The following is a 5,761-nucleotide window of genomic DNA, read 5'->3' as shown; positions in this document are numbered from 1 at the left end:
ATCGATGAAAGCACAAAAGACAATGTAAAAATAGCTAATGAATCTTCTATTATTTCAAATTCTGTAAATAATATAGCTAAAAATATCTTAGATGACGTTCACACAAAGAAATTTTAAATAAAAGGGGTTAAGCCCCTTTTTAAATTTTCAATAAAGGCTTTTGTTAAAATAGTAAATTTAAAAATATAAAGTTTTTTTTTAAAGAGCTTTTAGTTTTAAAGGTTAAGGCTATAAGCTTTTTTAAATATTTAAACAAATTTAAATTATAATAAAGCTAAGATAGCTAAATCTCGTTAAAATAAAAAAATTTTAAAAACTACTTTTATTTTGAGCAATTGATTTTTTTTTTTTTTTTGTATGATTAGTTTTTTAAAAAAATTATAATATAGGAAAAACTATGCAAAAGAGAAAAATTCCACATTTAATTATTTTTATCTTAGTGGTCTTAGCATTTTTTATTATACCAGCGCCTATTAGTTTAGAATATAATGCATGGATATTTTTAGGGTTATTTATAGCAGTGATTTTAGCTGTAATCTTGCAAGTAATGCCACTTGGGGCTATTTGTTTAATAGCTATTGCAATAGTAGCACTTAGTGGTATTAGCACAAAGGATAGTGATATTAGATTAAACCACATACGAAGCCTTGAAAATCTTGTTTTAAAGGACAATACAAAAGAAAACATAAATCTTAGTTTAGAAACAGCTATTATAAAGGCTTTAAATAATGCTATTAATGATAAAAATAAGATTAATTTTAATCAAGATACAAAAGAGTTAATCAATGAACTTAGCACAATTTATACAAAAGAAAGGTCTAAAGTAATGAACGATAGATTAATTTCTTCAACTAAGATTGAGTTTCTTAATGAATTAGCCTTGCAAAATCATAGTCAAGAGGAAATTGATAAAATAGTATATGAAAATATCAGTAAATTAAAATCTTCAACGGGCATTAAAGATGCACTTAGCGGTTTTTCAAATTCTTTAATATGGCTTATAGTAGTTTCTGTAATGGTAGCCCGTGGTGTGATTAAAACAGGGCTTGGGGCTAGAATTGCTTATTATTTTATTGGTATTTTTGGCAAAAAAACTATAGGCATAGCTTACGCTAGTGCTATAACAGAAACTATACTAGCCCCAGTTACTCCATCTAATACAGCAAGGGCTGGTGCTATTATAATCCTATTATACAAGCTATTTCACAAGCCTTTAAATCAAGCCCTGAAGAATTAACGCAAAAAAAGATTGGCACCTATCTTTCTTTAGTAAATTTTCAAGCAAATCCTATATCTTCTGCTATGTTTATAACTGCTACTGCACCAAATCCTTTAGTAGTTGATTTAGTTGCACAAGCTACAAATATGAATATACATATTACATGGGGACAATGGGCATTAGGTATGTTAGTACCCGGTCTTGTAGCTATGGCCTTAATGCCACTAGTTATATATTTTTTATCACCACCTCAAATTAAATCCACGCCAAATGCACAAGTTTTTGCAAGAGAAAAATTACAAGAACTTGGTAAAATGAAAAAAGATGAAAAGATAATGCTTGGTGTGTTTTTACTCTTACTTTTATTATGGACAGGGACTTTAAATTTATTGTTTTCAATAACCCTTAACGCGACAACAGTAGCATTTTTAGGACTTTCTTTGGTAATACTTAGTAATGTTTTAAGTTTTAAAGAGATTTTAGCTGAAAAAAATGCTTGGAATACTTTAGTATGGTTTTCTGCCCTTGTTATGATGGCAAATATGTTAGGCAAGTTAGGAGTCGCTAAATTTTTAGCCGATTGGCTTGGTAATTTAGCTAGTATTATGGGTCTTGGTGAATATTCTGCTATGATTTTTTTAGCCCTTGCCTTTTTATATGCACATTATTTTTTCGCCTCCACAACAGCCCATATATCTGCTATGTTTTTGGTCTTTTATAGTGCAGGTTTAGCACTTGGTGTGCCTGCACTATTGTATGCTTTTATTTTGCTTAGTGCAGGTAATGTAATGATGGCTATAACTCATTATGCAACAGGTACTGCACCAGTTATCTTTGGGACAAATTATGTAAGCTTAAAAGAATGGTGGAAAGTAGGATTTATAATGTCAGTAGTAGATATATTAGTAATGCTTGGTGCAGGTTTTATATGGTGGAAACTTCTTGGTTTTTATTGATTTAAATTTTTATAATAAAAAATCGTTATAATTGCTATATTTTTATATACACAGAAACAAGTTTGCCCTTAAAATTTATAAATGATTTTAAGGATAAAATATATATAAAGCCAGATTTTTATAGTACTTGCCATCAAGGTATAAGAAGTAGTATGATAGAAATGGGGGGCTCAGGTAAGTAGAGGTTTGGATATTGGTGCTGGAAACCCTTTATAATATTAGAAACTTTAAAACAAATAAATGATAATGATATTTTAATATATGCTGATATAGGTTGTGAGTTTAATATAAACAATAAACATATTTTACAAGATTTAATCAAAGATACAGATAAAGAAGAACTTATAGGAGTTTTTGGAAATCCTATACATAAAGAACATACTTGGAATAAGGCTGATTTTTTAGCTTATTATGATTTGCTTGATAATAAAGATTTTTTAAATTCAACGCAGATTTGGGGGTGTTATTTATTAAAAAATGCTTGAAAAGTGAAACATTAATAAAAGAGTGGTTAGATATGTTTTATAATCACTTTGAGTTGATAGATGATTCTCCTTCAAAATTACCAGAACTAGAAACTTTTATACAAAATAGACATGACCAAAGTATTTGGAGCATAATAAATAAAAGAGAGAGGTTACAAAATTACGATTTATCTTTTATAAGAAAGATTATACCTGATGCTAGAAACAAAATTTATCTAAGTAATAACATGGATGAAACAATAAACACTTACAATAATATAAGAAAGGATTTAAAAGCCTTAGAAAGCAAGGAATATAAAACTCATATTGAATTATCAAAAGAAATAATAAACGATTTAAAAGATTTGAAATTTGAGTTTAAATTTGGCACAGCTAAGCAAAGGGTGCAAAACCACCTTTCTTATAAGTTAGGCAGGGCAATGATAGAAAATTCTCATTCTTTATGGGGCTTAATTAAAATACCTTTTATTTTAAGGTGTATTACTAAAAAACATAAGCAAAACTTAACGCAAAATTCCTTACCACTAAGTGCTTATAGGACTATAAAGAAGCCTTAAAGATATAATCTTACTTTTAGGAAGCACTTTGATAAATTCATATAAAAAGAAAGGTGGTTTATTTATTTTTTATTTAAAGAAGTACCAAGGCTTAAAGAGGAATTTAATAAATAATTTTAAACTCTAAATTTTGCCCTGCTAAAAAAGGTATCAAGGTGCCATATTTTAAAGGCACCTTGTGTTTTTCTTTTTTTAGGGTGATAATTTTTTCATTTTTAAATTTTAAATTATGTATCTTACAAGCATTATCGCTAATAAATTTTTGTAGATTTTTTTCATTTGAGTGTTTATTAAAAAGCCTAGCTAGTTCACAAAGTATAACAGGGGCTGAAAAAACGCCTGCTGCACAGCCACAATTTTCTTTATCGCTTTTTGGATGAGGTGCACTATCGCTTCCAAACATTACCTTTTCAAAGCCACTAAAGGCTAGTTCGCAAAGGGCGTCTTTATCTTTATAGGTTTTAGCAATAGGCTTACAAAAAAGGTGAGGACACATTTTGCCTCCTATTACATCATCAAGGGTTAGCATTAAATGGTGCAAGGTAATCGTAGCGTATAAATTTTCATAATCTTTTAGCAAATTACAAAGTCTTTTTGTAGTGATATGTTCCATAACTATTTTTAAATTTGGGAAATTTTTAGCAAGTTTTTCATAAATTTTTGCAAAATTTGCCTCCCTATCCATTACAAAATCACTTGTTTCGCCATGTACTAATAAAGGAATTTTTAATTCACTCATGGCACTTAATGTAGGTTTTAATTTTTCTAAATCAAAGCTTGAAACGCCATTACTAGAATTTGTAGTAATCCCTGCTGGATAAAGCTTTATAGCAAAAAGTTCATTTTTTATTTTTTCTAAAAATTTAAAATCATAATCCTTAAAAAACAAAGTCATTAAGGGCGTAAAATTATCATTTTCACTAATTTTTAAAATGCGTTTTTTATAAGCTTTTAATGCCTTTAAATTACAAAGTGGGGGGATTAAATTTGGCATTATAACCCCAGCCCTAAAATCCTTGCTAGAAAGGGGTGTAACAAGCTTTAATATATTTTTATCTCTTAAATGTAAATGCATATCCAAGGGGTTTTTAAGCTTCATTTTTTTCTCCTAATTTAATCTTATAAAGTCCATTTTTAAGCCTTTTTAAAAGCTTTTTTTCTTCTAGGAATTTAAAACTTGCAATAAGGGTTGGCTTACTTAGCTTTAAAGTTTTCATAATATCATCTAATTTCATAAATAAAAAGCCACTTTCATCGCAATTTTCACAAATAAATTTAAAAATTTCAAAACGTTTTTTGCCTAAAATTTCTTTTATTAAATATATAAAATTTTCACTCATAAATCTTACCAAAATTAAATTTTTATATTATAACAAAAATTTTTGTTAATGCCTTTTTGTTAGAATTTAGCTTTTAATAAAGGATAAAAATGAAACTACTTTCTTGGAATGTAAATGGACTAAGGGCGATTTGTGGCAAGGGCGGACTTGATTTTTTAGAAAATGAAAAATTTGATTTTGTAGGTTTTCAAGAAATAAAGGCAAGTGAGGATAATTTTCCTAAAAAAATTTATGAATTACCCTTTAAGCAAATGTTTTCAAATTCTGCAAAAAGACTGGGTTATTCTGGGGTAATGAGCCTTTGTAATTTTGAAAATACTACCAAAAAATGCGAATTTTTCAACGATGATGAGGGTAGGGTTTTAGAACATAATTTTAAGGATTTTACCCTTTTTAATATATATTTTCCAAATGGTCAAAAGGATGAAATTAGACTTGCTTATAAAATGGACTTTTACAAGGATTTTTTAGCTTATTTAAAAAAGCTTTTAAAAGAAAATAGACAAATTATCATTTGTGGAGATGTTAACACTGCGCACAAAGAAATTGATTTAACTCACCCAAAGGCAAATGCGAATACTTCGGGCTTTTTACCTATTGAAAGGGCTTGGATTGATGATTTATTAAAACTTGGCTTTATAGATACATTTAGGCAAATTCATGGAGATATTAAGGATAAATACTCGTGGTGGAGTTATAGAATGAGAGCTAGAGAAAAAAATGTGGGCTGGAGGATTGATTATTTTTTCATATCAAAGGGCTTAAAAGATAAATTAAAAGATGCTTATATAAGAACTGATATAATGGGATCAGACCACGCTCCTGTTGGAATTGAACTTGATATTTAAGCTTTTTTAGCTTTTATACCTTTTCTTTAATTCCTTTATATCTTTAAAATAAAATTTAATCAAACCTCCACTCCATTTATTTTTATAAGCTTTCATAAACAAAAGTCCTAGTTGATAAGAAAAATATTCCTTTATCTTTAAGGATTCTTTGTAATCAGCATAGCTTTCAAGAGGTCTATGATTTGTCTCTTTTAGCGAATTTTTTAACCTTATAAACCATAATATAAAAGGTAATTTTATATAGCCTTTTATGCTTTTTGAATTTTCAATTAAAGCTCTTCCAAATTTATAGGCTAAATGATTTTTAATACGATTTTTAGCATTATCATAAGTATTTATATCATTTTCTAGTTTTA

General features: G+C 28.1%; 4 protein-coding genes and 3 pseudogenes. 4 read left to right on the top strand and 3 right to left on the bottom strand.

What is annotated here, in order from left to right; all coding sequences use genetic code 11:
- The 3 genes and pseudogenes from FMM58_RS06780 to FMM58_RS06770 all read left to right on the top strand — a co-directional run.
- A pseudogene (locus tag FMM58_RS06780) lies at positions 1-117 on the top strand (methyl-accepting chemotaxis protein); the annotation flags it as partial.
- 280 nt (positions 118-397) lie between these two features.
- Positions 398-2,175 (top strand): annotated as a pseudogene (locus tag FMM58_RS09250) (DASS family sodium-coupled anion symporter).
- Positions 2,176-2,692: 517 nt separating this feature from the next.
- Complete coding sequence (locus FMM58_RS06770; RefSeq protein WP_150140098.1) at positions 2,693-3,217, top strand: hypothetical protein; 525 nt, start codon at positions 2,693-2,695, stop codon at positions 3,215-3,217.
- A 103-nt stretch (positions 3,218-3,320) separates the two neighbouring features.
- Here FMM58_RS06770 and pyrC read toward each other — a convergent pair whose 3' ends face one another.
- Together pyrC and FMM58_RS06760 are read right to left on the bottom strand one after the other, a co-directional pair.
- The gene (gene pyrC, locus FMM58_RS06765; protein ID WP_150140097.1) at positions 3,321-4,316 is read right to left on the bottom strand and encodes a dihydroorotase; all 996 of its coding nucleotides are present in this window, start codon (positions 4,314-4,316) and stop codon (positions 3,321-3,323) included.
- Positions 4,306-4,557, bottom strand: coding sequence for a replication/maintenance protein RepL (locus tag FMM58_RS06760; protein ID WP_150140096.1), 252 nt, complete (start codon positions 4,555-4,557; stop codon positions 4,306-4,308). Before FMM58_RS06760 ends, pyrC begins: the two co-directional genes overlap by 11 nt.
- A gap of 89 nt (positions 4,558-4,646) precedes the next feature.
- Between FMM58_RS06760 and FMM58_RS06755 the strand changes: the two genes are divergently transcribed.
- Positions 4,647-5,405, top strand: coding sequence for an exodeoxyribonuclease III (locus FMM58_RS06755; protein WP_150140095.1), 759 nt, complete (start codon positions 4,647-4,649; stop codon positions 5,403-5,405).
- A 6-nt stretch (positions 5,406-5,411) separates the two neighbouring features.
- On the opposite strand, the pseudogene FMM58_RS08770 reads toward FMM58_RS06755, so the two are convergent.
- Positions 5,412-5,761: pseudogene (locus tag FMM58_RS08770) on the bottom strand (hypothetical protein); the annotation flags it as partial.

Origin of the sequence: Campylobacter sp. LR291e (genome assembly GCF_008633915.1) — a bacterium.
Classification (GTDB): domain Bacteria; phylum Campylobacterota; class Campylobacteria; order Campylobacterales; family Campylobacteraceae; genus Campylobacter_D.
Note: the sequence above shows the minus strand (reverse complement) of the source record. Positions and strands in the feature narration are given on the sequence as shown.